12 protein-coding genes are annotated in these 13,903 nt (G+C 39.2%); 4 read left to right on the forward strand and 8 right to left on the reverse strand.

All coding sequences use genetic code 11. The annotated features are described in order from the left end of the window. Nucleotides 1-9: 9 nt before the first annotated feature. Entirely contained in the window at nucleotides 10-1,401 is a 1,392-nt protein-coding gene (locus BUC20_RS00230; RefSeq protein WP_073225930.1) for an arginine decarboxylase, read from the reverse strand. A 103-nt stretch (nucleotides 1,402-1,504) separates the two neighbouring features. Between BUC20_RS00230 and BUC20_RS00235 the strand changes: the two genes are divergently transcribed. The 3 genes from BUC20_RS00235 to BUC20_RS00245 are packed head-to-tail and all read left to right on the forward strand — an operon-like array spanning nucleotide 1,505 to nucleotide 4,779. After that, complete coding sequence (locus BUC20_RS00235) at nucleotides 1,505-2,455, forward strand: arginase (RefSeq protein WP_073225933.1); 951 nt, start codon at nucleotides 1,505-1,507, stop codon at nucleotides 2,453-2,455. A gap of 3 nt (nucleotides 2,456-2,458) precedes the next feature. Further along, a complete protein-coding gene (gene argS / locus BUC20_RS00240; RefSeq protein ID WP_073225936.1) occupies nucleotides 2,459-4,240 on the forward strand; it encodes an arginine--tRNA ligase in 1,782 nt (593 codons plus the stop codon). A 59-nt stretch (nucleotides 4,241-4,299) separates the two neighbouring features. After that, nucleotides 4,300-4,779: a hypothetical protein gene (locus BUC20_RS00245; RefSeq protein ID WP_143166648.1), complete on the forward strand. Its 480-nt coding sequence runs from the start codon at nucleotides 4,300-4,302 to the stop codon at nucleotides 4,777-4,779. A gap of 1 nt (nucleotide 4,780) precedes the next feature. On the opposite strand, the gene BUC20_RS00250 is transcribed toward BUC20_RS00245, so the two are convergent. The 5 genes from BUC20_RS00250 to BUC20_RS00270 form a co-directional block, all read right to left on the reverse strand. After that, a complete protein-coding gene (locus BUC20_RS00250; RefSeq protein WP_073225941.1) occupies nucleotides 4,781-6,007 on the reverse strand; it encodes a serine hydrolase domain-containing protein in 1,227 nt (408 codons plus the stop codon). A gap of 3 nt (nucleotides 6,008-6,010) precedes the next feature. Then, a complete protein-coding gene (locus BUC20_RS00255) occupies nucleotides 6,011-6,619 on the reverse strand; it encodes a hypothetical protein (protein ID WP_073225944.1) in 609 nt (202 codons plus the stop codon). Nucleotides 6,620-6,678: 59 nt separating this feature from the next. After that, a complete protein-coding gene (locus BUC20_RS00260; RefSeq protein ID WP_073225946.1) occupies nucleotides 6,679-7,251 on the reverse strand; it encodes a Crp/Fnr family transcriptional regulator in 573 nt (190 codons plus the stop codon). A 118-nt stretch (nucleotides 7,252-7,369) separates the two neighbouring features. Continuing rightward, nucleotides 7,370-7,726, reverse strand: a complete 357-nt coding sequence (locus tag BUC20_RS00265; RefSeq protein ID WP_073225949.1) for a DUF4870 domain-containing protein — start codon at nucleotides 7,724-7,726, stop codon at nucleotides 7,370-7,372. 74 nt (nucleotides 7,727-7,800) lie between these two features. Further along, complete coding sequence (locus BUC20_RS00270; protein ID WP_073229274.1) at nucleotides 7,801-8,919, reverse strand: AI-2E family transporter; 1,119 nt, start codon at nucleotides 8,917-8,919, stop codon at nucleotides 7,801-7,803. 132 nt (nucleotides 8,920-9,051) lie between these two features. On the opposite strand from BUC20_RS00270, the gene mnmE reads away from it, so the two are divergent. Then, the gene (mnmE, locus tag BUC20_RS00275; protein ID WP_073225952.1) at nucleotides 9,052-10,422 is read left to right on the forward strand and encodes a tRNA uridine-5-carboxymethylaminomethyl(34) synthesis GTPase MnmE; all 1,371 of its coding nucleotides are present in this window, start codon (nucleotides 9,052-9,054) and stop codon (nucleotides 10,420-10,422) included. A 398-nt stretch (nucleotides 10,423-10,820) separates the two neighbouring features. On the opposite strand, the gene BUC20_RS00280 is transcribed toward mnmE, so the two are convergent. Then, a complete protein-coding gene (locus tag BUC20_RS00280) occupies nucleotides 10,821-11,312 on the reverse strand; it encodes a cupin domain-containing protein (protein WP_073225954.1) in 492 nt (163 codons plus the stop codon). 1,108 nt (nucleotides 11,313-12,420) lie between these two features. Further along, nucleotides 12,421-13,809: a serine hydrolase gene (locus BUC20_RS00285; protein WP_073225956.1), complete on the reverse strand. Its 1,389-nt coding sequence runs from the start codon at nucleotides 13,807-13,809 to the stop codon at nucleotides 12,421-12,423. Between the last annotated feature and the right edge of the window lie 94 nt (nucleotides 13,810-13,903).

Consider the following 13,903-nt stretch of genomic DNA (forward strand, 5'->3'; position numbering starts at 1 on the left):
GATCCAGGTTTAAGCGTAACCTAGAATTTTTAATACCTGTTTACTGTTTTGCTCTTCTCCGAAGACCTCAAAGTTGAAGGTTTCATCTCTGTTTCTGCGAATGATCACATGTTTAGGACTTGGCAACAAGCAGTGATGAATTCCACCATAACCACTCAGTACTTCCTGGTAAGCTCCGGTATTGAAGAAACCAAGGTATTGCACTTTACGTGTTTTAGGCATAAATACACTGTTCATGTGTGCTTCCTGATTGTAGTAATCCTGGCCATCACAAGTGATTCCGCCTAAGTTTACCCGCTCATATTCTGCATCCCAGTTGTTGATCGGCAATAAGATGTATTTTTGGTTTAAAGCCCATACATCAGGCAGGTTGGTGATGAATGAACCATCCAGCATCAGCCACTTTTCCCTGTCGTTCTGTTGTTTACGACCCAGTACCTTGTACAGGATACCAGATGCTTCTGCAACGGTGTATTTTCCGAATTCAGTAATGATATCCGGTTCTACCACATCGTGCTCTGCACAGATCTCTTTAATCCTTTTTACGATTTCATTCACCATGTATTCGTAATCGAAATCAAATACAAGAGAATCTTTAAATGGCATACCACCACCGATATCTAAAGTATCCAGCTCAGGATTGATCTTTTTAAACTTGCAATACAAGGTCACGTATTTTTCCAGCTCATTCCAGTAGTATGGAGAGTCTGTGATTCCGGAGTTGATAAAGAAGTGAAGTAATTTCACCCTGAAGTTTGGATTTGCCGAGATCTTATTGTTGTAGAAATCGATTACATCTTCCATACGTACCCCTAATCTGGAGGTATAGAATTGTGAATCCGGTTGTTCCTCTGCCGCAATACGGATTCCAAGGTTACAAGGTGTATCCAGTTCTACTTCATCATCGAAAAGGTTAAACTCTTCTTTGTTGTCCAATACAGGGATGATGTTTTTATAACCATCATGCAACATATCGATGATATACTGTTTGTACTGGTAGGTTTTAAATCCATTACAGATCACCGTAATGTCTTTGGTAAGGGAACCTTTTTTCTCCAATGCCTCAATCATGGGCATATCGAACGCAGATGAGGTTTCCAAATGGATGCCATTTTTCAAGGCTTCTTCAACAATGTGCCTGAAGTGCGAACTTTTAGTACAATAACAATACTTATAATCCCCACGGTAATTGTTCTTAATGATCGCCGTTTGAAATAATAATTTGGCTTGTTGGATTTTCTTACTTATCATTGGGAGGTAAGTGAAACGTAATGGCGTACCATAGGTTTCAATCATCTCCATCAGATTGAGATCTTGAAAATATAATTCGTCGTCTATAACGCTGTAACCTTCCTGAGGAAAACCAACACTTAGATCAAGAAATTCGGAGTAACTCTGCATTTTTTATATTTTTGAACAATTATTTAAAGGAGTAGCAAATTAAAATGAGTTAATTTCGGTTCCAAAGATAAACACTTTATAAAATACACTTGTATTTTTTTTTATGACTAAGACTTTAAAAATTATTGAGGTAAAATCCGAGATCGGCGCCGGTACCCGCGGAGCTAGTTTAGGAGTAGACGCGATTAAGATTGCAGCACTGGATTTTGGGAGCAGATTTTTTAAGAAACACAAATCTGTTGAGGTGCCTAATGAGAACCATTTATTGCTTGAAGGTACCGGCAGCCCCTATGCACGGCGGATTTCCGGTATTTTAACCATGGTGGAGCGGGTGAGTGAAATGGTACAAACTACGCTGGACCAGAAGGAATTTCCGGTGGTTTTGGCGGGTGATCACAGTACTGCTGCGGGCACAATTGCCGGCATAAAAGCAGCCTATCCGAAGTCGAGATTAGGGGTAATCTGGATCGATGCACACTCAGATTTACATTCCCCTTACACAACTCCCTCCGGAAATATGCACGGAATGCCCTTGGCGATGGCGCTCGACGAAGATAATTTAGAGTCGAAAGTGAACAAGCTGGATCAGGAGACAATCAACTACTGGTATCAGCTAAAAAACGTGGGAAATATCGCACCTAAGATTAATTATCGCGATCTTGTACTGATTTCTGCAAGGGATATGGAGAAGCCGGAAGAATTTTTACTGAAGAAAAACAAAGTGAAAATTTATACGACTGCTGATGTCCGGAAAAGAGGAGTAGAGCGGACAGTAATCGACACTTTAGTTTACCTTGACCATTGCGACCTGATCTATGTATCATTTGATGTAGATTCTATGGACCCTACCGCATCGCGGGGAACGGGAACACCGGTTGCACAAGGACTAACTGAAAGAGAAGCAGGAAAGCTAATGTCCGGGCTGATCACCAACCAAAAGGTATGCTGCTTCGAAATTGTAGAAGTAAACCCTACTCTCGACAGAGAGAATCAAATGGCCGAACATGCCTTTGAGATTTTAATTAAAGCGACGAACGCTTTTAGAAACGAGTAAATTATGAATATCGAACAACATATTACCACTGCAACGATAGCTGCAGTAAAACATTTATACGATCAGGAGATTCCTGAAAACCAGGTTAGTTTACAAGATACCAGAGTAGAATTTGAAGGACAGATCACCATTGTGGTGTTCCCTGTAGTGCGCTTTTCTAAGAAATCACCGGAAGTAACGGCCACTGAGCTTGGAGAATACCTGGTAGAACATATTGAAGAAGTGACTGCATTTAATGTAGTGAAAGGCTTTTTAAATTTAACGGTAGCAGACAGCTATTGGTTAAGCCTGTTTAATCAGGACTTGCTAAGCCCTGAATTTGGTCTTGTACCAGCGAATGGCAAAAAAGTAATGGTTGAATATTCTTCGCCAAATACCAATAAGCCATTGCACCTTGGACACGTAAGAAACAACCTGTTGGGTTATTCTGTTGCTGAATTGCTGAAAGCAAGCGGTCATGAGGTATTTAAAGTAAACCTGGTAAACGACAGAGGGATCCATATCTGTAAATCCATGCTGGCTTGGCAGAAATGGGGAAATGGCGAAACGCCTGAAAGTTCTTTGTTAAAAGGAGATCATCTGGTAGGAAAATACTATGTCATCTTTGATAAAGAGTACAAAAAAGAAATTGAAGCTTTAAAAGCAGAAGGACAAACGGAAGAAGAAGCTAAAAAGAATGCTCCATTGATCAAAGAAGCGCAGAAAATGCTACTGGATTGGGAAAATGGGGATGAAGCGGTGATCTCGTTATGGAAAACGATGAATGGTTGGGTGTATGAGGGCTTTGCCGTGACTTACAAAACCATGGGCGTAGACTTCGATAAATATTACTATGAGAGCAACACTTATCTTTTAGGTAAGGGTACGGTGGAAGAAGGTCTTGAAAAAGGGGTGTTCTTTAAAAAACCGGACGGTTCTGTATGGATTGACTTAACCTCAGATGGTCTGGATCAGAAACTGGTATTGCGTGCCGATGGTACTTCGGTATACATCACTCAGGATCTGGGAACTGCTCAAATGAAACACGATGATTTCCAAATGGATGATTCGCTTTACGTGGTAGGAAATGAGCAGGATTATCACTTCAAGGTCTTGTTTCTGATCCTGGAGAAACTGGGTAAAACCTGGGCTAAAGGATTACACCATTTATCATACGGCATGGTCGATTTGCCAAGCGGTAAAATGAAGTCGAGGGAAGGTACTGTAGTAGATGCCGATGACCTGATGGCCGAAATGGTGGAAACTGCTAAACAGAAGACCGAAGCTTTAGGAAAGGTCAACGACTTTTCTGAAGAAGAAAAAGAGAACTTATATAAGAACATAGGATTAGGTGCATTAAAATACTTCCTGTTAAAGGTAGAGCCTAAGAAACGCCTGTTGTTTGATCCTGCAGAATCTATCGATTTCCAGGGAAATACAGGTCCGTTTATCCAGTATACCCATGCACGTATCAAATCACTGTTGAGTAAAGCAGGATATGATGCTGCGAAAGGAGGAGCAGAAAACGTGGTATTAACAGCTACAGAACGTGAGATGATCATGTTACTGGCCAAATATCCTGTAGAACTGGTGGCTGCTGCAAAGGTGTACAGCCCTGCAAGTTTAGCCAATTACCTGTATGAGGTGGCGAAGATGTTCAATAAGTTCTATCATGAAGTTCCACCAATTGTGAAGGAAGAAGATGAGGAATTGAAACACCATCGTTTAAATATCAGTGCAGTAACTGCAAGTATTCTTAAATCAGGAATGAGGATTTTAGGGATTACCGTTCCGGAAAGAATGTAAGACCTGTTTTGGTATGAAGATATAAGGTGCTGTTTTTAACGGCACCTTTTTTGTTTCAGATGGCTATGTTTAAAATTGACCAGAGTCTGTCTGTTTATGGATTGCTTATTCATTTTGTGATAGCGATGATATTCACACTTTCATTTATCCTGGTGATTCCTGAATATTGGGGAGCTGCCTTTGGATATTTTGCATTCTGTGTAGTATTGTTTACACAACAACGCCTGCATAGAAACAGTTTTAGGGTAGGGATGATGTTTCTAAAACTCAACCATTATGAAGCAGCTTTGGAAAGCTTTACCAGGAGCCTGGAGTATTTTGAAGAACATCCGGTTTTAGATAAGTACCGCTGGCCTTTGTTGATTTCGACTTCTTCCTTCACTTGCAAAGAGATGTGTTTGAGAAACATAACAGCCTGCCATGTCCTTTTAAAAAACAAAGAACAGGCAAGCTTTTATTATGATACCTTACTCTGCATTAATGCAGATTGGAAGCTGAAAATGCCCTGGTATGATGAGTTTTTAAATAAGTTTTACTGAGTTAAAATATAGCGGCTTCAACTGCTTCCAGGATTCCATCAGTTTTGCCACGTCCTTTATATCCAAGAAACATATTTGCAATCGGGGAGTCAATAATCCCTCCGAAGTTGGCATTAATGACGATCACCGCATTTTTTTGAGGGTAATAACATACCCAGTTGGCTCCGCCCAGGGAAGCGCCAACATGATAAATCCTTTGTAAACCTTTCGGACTGGTGATTCTTTCTATTCCCAAAGCTCCTTCAAAACTGTATCCGTTAATGGGATCCCGGGCTGGTTTAAAATCAAGCATGGTCTGTAAGGATTGCCCGTTGATGATCTTCCTGTCAATAAAAAGGGCTTTAAAAAACAGAAAGCAATCATGAGTGGTAAACAACATTCCATCATGACCAATGTTGTTTTTTGCAAAATTACGTTCCCAACCTGATGAATTCTGGAGTTTCCCATCTCCGTACAGGTCTACATAAGTATTTACTGTACCAAAGGGTGCAGGATAACCTGTTTCATCTTTGTAATAGGAATGCAGCAATCCATAAGGTTTAAAAATACGGTCTGTCAACAGGCTGGCATGACTTCCATAGACTTTGTCCAGGACCAGTGCGAGCAACATATAATTGGTATTACAGTACTCAAATTTCTCTCCAACCTGGAACAGGGCCTTTTTATGGTAGATATATTTCAGGTAATCGGTCGTGCTGAATGTAGCATAGAAGTTATTGTAGTAATCTGTCTCATGACTGGACTCAAATAAAAAATCAGGGATACCCGAAGAGTGGTTTAAAAGGTTTAAAATTGTCGCTTCATGCGCATTTGCAATGTTATCGCTGTACGCTGCCGGCAGGTATTGATCGATCTTATCACTTAGTTTCAGCTTTCCTTCTTCTGCCAGTTTAAGTGTTGCGACCGACATATAGGTTTTAATCACGCTTGCGGAATGAAAAACGTTGAATAGTTTCATCGGAACTTTATCTTCTATAGAGCTGTATCCGGCTGTACCGATCCACATACCTTTTTCAGGGGTGTAAACAAGCATGGAGACGCCGGGAATTCCATCTTTTTTATATTTATTCAGGATGTTCTGAAACTTTTCTTTGTCCGGATGTTCTGCGCTATGGTTTTCAAAATCTATGCTGCCATTGAGGTCCACGGGAAGATTTCCGGCTTTTTTACAGGAAAAATTCAGGATGCTGAAGATCAGGATGAATGCGGATAATAATTGACTTCTCATTTTCTAGTTCTGTTTAAATGGGTAAATGTTTATTCCTATGCGTAGGGTATTTTGGAGCAGAGAGGGGAGGTATTTGCTGTAGTTTGTTTGTAACCACCATTCGTTTTTTACATAAAAGGAAAATGGGATGTTTAATTTTTTTCTGAAATCATAACCAACCTGGAGGCTATAACCCAGAAAAAGAGAAGACCTGCCCTTATCCTTACTCAATTCATATTCCCCGTTGTCATTTAAGGAGTACAGGTCATAGGCATTAAAGGTGCGGATATAGCCCAGGGGGATCCCTGCGGCAAAATAAATTCCAATACCGGTGGTAAAGGTGTAGCTGAGGCCGGTATTGATGTTGATTCCTGTGGCAAGTTCTTTGTGTTTAAAATATCCCAGTTCACCATCAAGAGTGATTTTTGAGTGTTTTTTCAGCAGAAGCGGATAGGAGCTGGTGATGGCCAGGCCAAAGTTAAATGGCTTTTTATTGGGGTTGTCAAATGGGAGACCAATGGTATGGTTATAGAACTCAATACCAATGGGGATCTCTGCTCTTTTTTGTGCAGTGCTGTTTAAGGGGCTGAATTGGCAGAGTATACCAAGCAATACAAATAGTTTCTTCATCATGGTTTGTTTTATGTTGAAGCAAAGCTATTGTCTGGTTTTTACAGTTAATTTGACCTAAGTCAAACCTGGACCAGTTTTCTGATCCGGCTGAGCCGTTCCCTGGAAATGCCCAGAAAAGAGGCAATATAGGTGAGGGGGATTCTGGCTGATTCAATGGGTTGCTGTTTAAGTAAGAGCAGGTAGCGTTCTTCGGCAGTGATGCTTTGATGTTCGAGTAGCCGGTTCTGCAGGATGTTAATGTAGTTGGACAGGAGTTTCAGTATAAAATCCTCTAAAGCGGAGTCTTTTCTCTTTTGATCGGTAAAATCGGCTTTATAGAAAACCAGAATCTTTGCCTCTGTTATGGCTTGTATCGTTTCATTTGCAGGGGCTGCGTTAAAGAAAGAGTAAGCAGAGCCGTCAATATCACCGGGGAAGGTGAAACCTGTAATGTATTCTTCGGAATCTATCGTTCTGAACGTGCGGAAAATGCCATCCACTACAAGAAAAAAATAATGGCTGACGATACCTTCTTCAATAAGGTAACCTCCTTTGGGAATGAGCCTTTTTCGGGCAAAGGGGAGTAAAAGGTGGAGCTCAGGAGGCAGGTAAGCCAGATCGGCATGTTCAAAATTGTTATTGGGGTTTAACATAGACAAAGTTTTTAGGTTGTCTATGTAATACAACTCAAAAGTGCCTGAGGACTAGTTGTATATAAAAAAAGGCAGTACCTATAAATATAAGCCCTGCCTTTTCTTAAAATTTAATGACCTAGATATTGGGGAACATCGTCTGTGCCGCTTTACCGATCAAAGGCATTTCTTTCTTTTCTCCCTGAAGAGCCCCGATGAAACCGATGATCCATAGGATAAATATTCCCAGGTATACGATTTTATAGATCAGACCTCCATCAAAAGGCATGATTGCAATCACAATGCTCAGTGCAATATTTAAACCAAAGAGAATGATAAAAAGCAACAGAGTTTGTCTGAGATGAAAACTAGCCAGGTCTGTTTTTTTGTCTTTGTACATGCCAAAATAGGCGACAAGCCATCCTATAAGTGTAAGGTAGCTGACAATTGCAGCTGTCTTTCCATTGTCTGTTGATGAGTTAAAGTTTGTTTCCATAGGTTTGAAATTTGTTAATTTTGATGTTGGAGGCGTTTTTTGATGTTAATATAGTAAAATATTCGCTATTTGGGTTATTTATTTACTCCGGACTCTGTAGGGACAGTTTTCTTCTTCCTGAAAGAGGGAAAGGTCATAGGGCTTTTTGCCGGCCTTTCATCCCCCAATAATACGCCCCATTGTTTGAACATCTCTGTTCTGTCGAAGATTACTTTCAGTACCGCAATGATCGGCATGGAAAGGAACATTCCCGAAACGCCGGCAATACTTCCCCCGATAATCACTCCAAGGATGGCAAAGAGTGCATTGATCTTCACCTTAGAGCCTACAATTTTAGGCATCAGGATATTGTTATCCAGGAATTGAACTACTGCAATTACACCTAAAACAGTAATTACCGGCCATAATTCAGTAGAAGCCGTAAGGGTCAGCAATACACCGATGATGTTTCCGATTAATGCACCTACATAAGGGATCAGGTTTAAAATGGCGAAAATAACGCCTATCAACAGGGCATGTTTGATGCCTATCAATAATAGAATACCTCCTAAAAGGATGGTCATATAGGTGACCTGGATCAGCAATCCTACCAGGTAGTTTTTGATGATTGCCTCAGTTTCGTAAATGGCCTCTTTTACTTTTGGATGGTGATCTGGTTTGAACCACATGAAAATAAAACGTAGTAAAATGTCTTTGTAAAAAAGCATCAGGTAGATGTAGATGGGCAGAAGGCCAACAAATACAAATATGGAGCTTAACGTTACTGCTGCACCACTGGCTGCTTTTCCGGCCATTCCCAATAAATCATCACTCTTTTCGGTAATGAACTTCATTTGTTCCTTTGTAGAGACATGACTGATGGTGCTGAACCATTCGCTCAGTGATTTCAAATGAGAGTTTACATTGCTCTTGATCTGAGGGAAGTCTGCTGCCAATACGCCAATTTGTGCGGAGAAGAACCAGACAATCGCACCCACAAAGATGACCACGAGAAGGATGGGAAGGATAATCGCAGCAATTTCAGGAAACTTGTATTTCCTTAAAAAGCGGAATACAGGAAGTAGCACGATGCTAATGAAAAATGCCATGATTACAGGCATGATGATGTCTTTTCCAATGACCAAGAGCGCGCCAACGAGGACGATTCCGAGGAGTTCAATGGATCTTTTTACGGTTAGGGGCATGTCTTTCATAAGGAACTGGGCTTTTAGAGCGATAATACGGCTTGATTTGTCGTTTATTTGTTTTTTCAAAAGGTAAACACGGTAAGGTATGAAATGTTTGGCTAGTTTTGTAAATAATCCAAACACAGTATATTTCTTCTTATGATCAGTAATGAAACCATAGTTGCCTTATCTACCCCGCCCGGAATCGGTGCCATAGGTGTAATTCGCCTTTCAGGTAAGGATGCGATCTCTATCACCAATTCAGTTTTTAGTGGAAAGGACCTGCTGAAGCAGGATTCTCATACCTTACACTTTGGCCTGATCAAGGATGGAGATATGGTGATTGATGAGGTGGTGGTAAGTTTATTTGTTGCACCAAAGTCTTATACGAAGGAGAATGTCGTTGAGATTTCTTGTCATGGGTCTAATTATATCATTCAGCAGATCATTTCTTTGCTGATCAGAAGGGGAGCATCTGCCGCTAAACCCGGAGAATTTACCTTAAGGGCGTTTTTAAATGGAGGATTAGATCTTTCCCAGGCAGAAGCAGTTGCAGATTTGATTTCTTCGGATTCTCAGGCAGCACATAGCGTAGCCATGAACCAGTTGAGAGGCGGATTTAGTACAGAACTGAATTTGTTAAGGGAACAATTGATCCACTTTGCTTCGATGATAGAACTGGAACTTGACTTTTCTGAAGAAGATGTGGAGTTTGCGAACAGAGATCAGTTACAGGAGTTGATCAATAAGATCACTTTGGTGATCAATAAACTGATCCGTTCGTTTGAATTGGGGAACGTGATTAAAGAAGGAATCAATACGGTAATTGCAGGTCGGCCAAATGCGGGTAAATCAACTTTACTAAACGCGCTGTTAAATGAAGATAGAGCGATTGTGAGTGAGATCGCAGGGACTACAAGGGATACGATTGAAGAAGTACTGAATATCAACGGGATTAATTTCAGGTTGATCGATACAGCAGGAATAAGAGAGGCTACGGATACGATTGAGGCAATAGGGGTAGAGAAGACCATGCAGAAGATCAGTCAGTCTGCAGTGTTGGTGTATTTGTTTGATGTGGTGAACCTTTCTGCGTCTGAGATTAAAGAGGATATTGTAAGTTTATACAGACCAGGACTGTCTTTTGTTGCGGTAGCGAATAAGATCGATCTTTCTTATAATGATAAGGTTAAGGAGTTAAATCTTCCTGCTGATATCAATTTTATTGCGATCTCTGCGAAAGGGAATCAAGGGATTGAGGAATTGAAGGAACTGATTTATAATACTGCAGTAGGAGATAAGTTATCCGCGAATCATACGATGGTAACGAACATCAGACATGTGGAGGCCTTACAGAGAACGCAGACTGCGTTAAGTAGTGTTGCGAATGGGTTGTTGAATCCGGTAACTTCTGATTTTTTAGCGATGGATATCAAACAGGCGCTTTATTACTTAGGTGAGATTACGGGACAAGTGACGACGGATGATTTGCTGGAGAATATATTCAGTAAGTTCTGTATCGGCAAGTAGTCCTGTATAATTACGAATAATCATGTTGAACAATGAGTAGTAAGTAGTTTATTGTTAGTAGGTTATGTGTATTTCTTTTGTCAAGATTCTTGGGTAATTGCCATAGTTTTTCACACATTTGTTCCTCATTTGTACCTCAAGCGCAAAACTTTACCCTTTAAAAAATTCAGGTTAAAACATTGCGCTTAATGGCACCTAATTACCCTTAATTCTCTTTAATTACCCTAAAATGGGCTAAAAAAGGGAGAGATAACTACCGATGATTTAAGTGCAAAAAGGATGCTAATGGGATAATGAGAAGGAACAAAAAAGAAAACAATGAGTTCAAACATCAACATCCAAAGAATCTGTGAACACTGCGGAAAACACCATTGCCGAGGTTGGATTTTGGAATTATTTTAAAATCGACAAAGTTTCTCGATTAGATTTTTTTGAAGCGGATAAATGATATTCAACGAACTCTTGCTGGCCATCTCAAATTCCGAAAAATCGAAACCAGGTGCCACTGCGCAGCTTACAAGCGCAAAGTCTAATTTCGATGGAATCTCAGCCGCAAACCAGCAATTTGGCTCAATGAAAGCCTGTAAACTACCATTTTCCGAATTACTCAGCTCTACACATTTATAACTCCCATCTGCATTCAAAATATGGATATTTATTGGCTGACCATCATGGAAGTACCAAATCTCATCAGACTTCAAGCGATGAAAGCCGGAGAAATCATTAGTCTCAAGTAAGTAGTAAATTGATGTGAAAGCGATTTTTTTGGTTTCACTTTCGTTTTTACGAAAGACTTCAGTACTAGACCTAAAGATTTCTTTATAATAACCACCTTCAGGGTGAGGTTGAAGATCTAGACGATCTATCCAGTAGTTAGCTTTGTTATTCATGTATCGAACTTTTTAAATTGATTAACATCTTTATTGATAGCTTGAGTATTAGCAAAAATAAAGTAACGCATTTTTACAAGAAAAATCTATTAATGATGCTCGTTTCTAAAGTAGTGATGACTTAATCTCTTGGATTTTGATCTTCGATGGATCTTTTAGGATAAAATTTTCGGCCTTGATCGTATTTCGGCCATACCTTGCACGCACTAGACTCATAGAACGGGTACTTTTTATGGGCTAGGTAAGACGTAGCTATTGATGAGGTAACAATCAGAGGTTTTCATGTGAATGGGTCCCCTTGAAAGCCGTGGCAGCTATAATCGTTCTGATTTCGAAAGATAATTCCGAATTATTTACATATAATAATTGCACATGACATTGCTCCCGGGAAGGTCGGTGCAACGGTTACCCTTGCTAGTGGTAAAAAAATCAGTCTGGGCGATGTAGCTGACGGTGAAATAGCAAAAGAGGCTGGCACTAGTATAATTAAGACAACAGCCGGCCATATAGTTTATGGAATCCACGATAACAATTTCTATGAAAATAAATACCTTAAGTACCGCTAAAGGCGAAACCTATATTTTAACCTTACCTGATAACTCCAAGGTTTGGATGAATGCAGCTTCAAGTTTAACTTACTCCATTGTGGTGCTTGATACACTCACAGACGCTTATTTGAGTTGACCTTAATTTGGCTTGAGGATCTAGTTAGCATATCCGTTTACTTATAAAAAGGATTTAAGATGATGAAAAATGCGAAACATGTATTTGAACAGGCATTACAAGAAGGGGAAAATCCGCCAAGCCGTCCTCAAATTCTGAAAGCAGTAGCGAAATTAAATCTATAATACTTGCCTAACCCTAGTTTATATAAACAAATAAAAGTCAGTTTTCCACATAAAAAGGAACTTTATTGAATGAAAAAAGGCTGTTTTTTATTTTTTTCCATTTTCAGTGTAACTATCTGTTTAATAGCTGTTTGTGTTTGTTGTATTGGCAAATAGCTGAAAATCATCGTTTCTGGTTCAATTCCAATCGATACCACAAACAAAAATTTCAGAGAAGCAGATAAATTTTATTTGCTTCTCTGAAATTTTGGTATGATTCACTATTTAATTCTCTTTGCCTTCATTTTGCGCTTCCCCTGAGAAAAAGTGAGTTTGCAAACATTTCCATTTTCATCTTTTTCGAATAGGATTGTGGCATCAAATTCTTTTAAGAAAAACGAAGTTTCGCTTTCAGCGTAAATTCTTAACGGCGTTTGATTTGTCATAGATGCGTAAGGCTCATCTCCATTCAAAGTAATGAAAAACTCCATTCCTTCTTGAATTTGGTAAACCCCTGCGATTTTGTTGAGTTGTTCTGGCGTTAAAATTATTTCCTTTTTACCTGTCGGATTTGGCTCTGGTAACTCATATGATGCGTAGCGAATGGTTTTGTTGACAATTTCTGACCCTTTGTGATTAAAAAGTATAATGATTGTTTTGTCATTATCAATATGTAGCTCGTTTAAAGTAAGATAGCCAGCCCAACCACCGGTATGTGATACTATCTTACCAAACACTGCGTTACTGTCGAGTTGCCAACCATACCCATAATTAAAATTGGAGCCATCAGCCAATACAGCCGGTCTGAACATTTCTTTTTTTCCTTCTGCGGAGATCAGTCTATCCGTATATAAGGATCTGTCCCATTTTAATAAGTCCAATACAGTAGAAAAAACTCCACCATCGCCTACGATACCGCTAAGCATTTTTACGTAATTATATTCTTCCAGTTCATTAGTAAGAACTAATGACTTCAAACTATCCGAATATGCATAGGAATGTGCCAGATTTTTAATTTCATTTGATAGATGTTTATTTTTTTGTACAAATGTATTTTTCATTTCTAAAGGTTTAAAAATATTCTTCGATAGAAAATCACCGTATTTTAATCCGGAAACTCTTTCAATAATGCTTGCCAATAGGGCATATCCGGTATTACTGTATTCCCATTTGGAATTTGGAGTAAACAATGCTTTTGGTTTTTCTTTGGAAAAATAATCTATGATATCTTTATTGGTAGCTATTTTGGTTTTGTCAAATGACTTTTCAAATATTTCCATATAGTCAGGTAAACCTCCGGTATGGTTGAGTAAATGTCTTATGCTAACGCCTTTGTAAAAAGATAACTCGGGAATGTATGTTGAAAACGGCTCATCCAATTTTAATTTCCCCTTTTCTTTCAACAGCATAATACCCATAGCCGTAAACTGTTTGGAGACTGAAGCTAAATCAAAAATGGAATTTTCATTTAATTCTTGCCTGGTACTTTCATTAGCCATGCCAAAACTTTTATTGTAAATGATATTGCCTTTGTCTGCAATTAGTACATTGCCATTTATTCTGCTCTTTGCATATAAGGAACTTAGCAAGCTGTCTATGCTTTGAATATTTTTTTGCCCAAATAGTATCTGAACAGCAAAAAGGAATACGAAGGTGATTTTATATTTCATTGTTTTATGTTTTAAAATTGATTTTTCGTTTTTACAAGGCAATACCTTTCCTTCTCCACCACCTGATGAAGTTGTTGATATTGTCCAAAAATGT

The sequence above is a fragment of the Pedobacter caeni genome (assembly GCF_900129215.1).
In the GTDB taxonomy this organism is placed as follows: domain Bacteria; phylum Bacteroidota; class Bacteroidia; order Sphingobacteriales; family Sphingobacteriaceae; genus Pedobacter; species Pedobacter caeni.

Coding starts and splice junctions, on each gene's coding strand:
- BUC20_RS00230 (WP_073225930.1), bottom strand. CDS start 1,401: ATGCAGAGTTACTCCGAATTTCTTGATCTAAGTGTTGGTTTTCCTCAG.
- BUC20_RS00235 (WP_073225933.1), top strand. CDS start 1,505: ATGACTAAGACTTTAAAAATTATTGAGGTAAAATCCGAGATCGGCGCC.
- argS (WP_073225936.1), top strand. CDS start 2,459: ATGAATATCGAACAACATATTACCACTGCAACGATAGCTGCAGTAAAA.
- BUC20_RS00245 (WP_143166648.1), top strand. CDS start 4,300: ATGGCTATGTTTAAAATTGACCAGAGTCTGTCTGTTTATGGATTGCTT.
- BUC20_RS00250 (WP_073225941.1), bottom strand. CDS start 6,007: ATGAGAAGTCAATTATTATCCGCATTCATCCTGATCTTCAGCATCCTG.
- BUC20_RS00255 (WP_073225944.1), bottom strand. CDS start 6,619: ATGATGAAGAAACTATTTGTATTGCTTGGTATACTCTGCCAATTCAGC.
- BUC20_RS00260 (WP_073225946.1), bottom strand. CDS start 7,251: ATGTTAAACCCCAATAACAATTTTGAACATGCCGATCTGGCTTACCTG.
- BUC20_RS00265 (WP_073225949.1), bottom strand. CDS start 7,726: ATGGAAACAAACTTTAACTCATCAACAGACAATGGAAAGACAGCTGCA.
- BUC20_RS00270 (WP_073229274.1), bottom strand. CDS start 8,919: ATGAAAGACATGCCCCTAACCGTAAAAAGATCCATTGAACTCCTCGGA.
- mnmE (WP_073225952.1), top strand. CDS start 9,052: ATGATCAGTAATGAAACCATAGTTGCCTTATCTACCCCGCCCGGAATC.
- BUC20_RS00280 (WP_073225954.1), bottom strand. CDS start 11,312: ATGAATAACAAAGCTAACTACTGGATAGATCGTCTAGATCTTCAACCT.
- BUC20_RS00285 (WP_073225956.1), bottom strand. CDS start 13,809: ATGAAATATAAAATCACCTTCGTATTCCTTTTTGCTGTTCAGATACTA.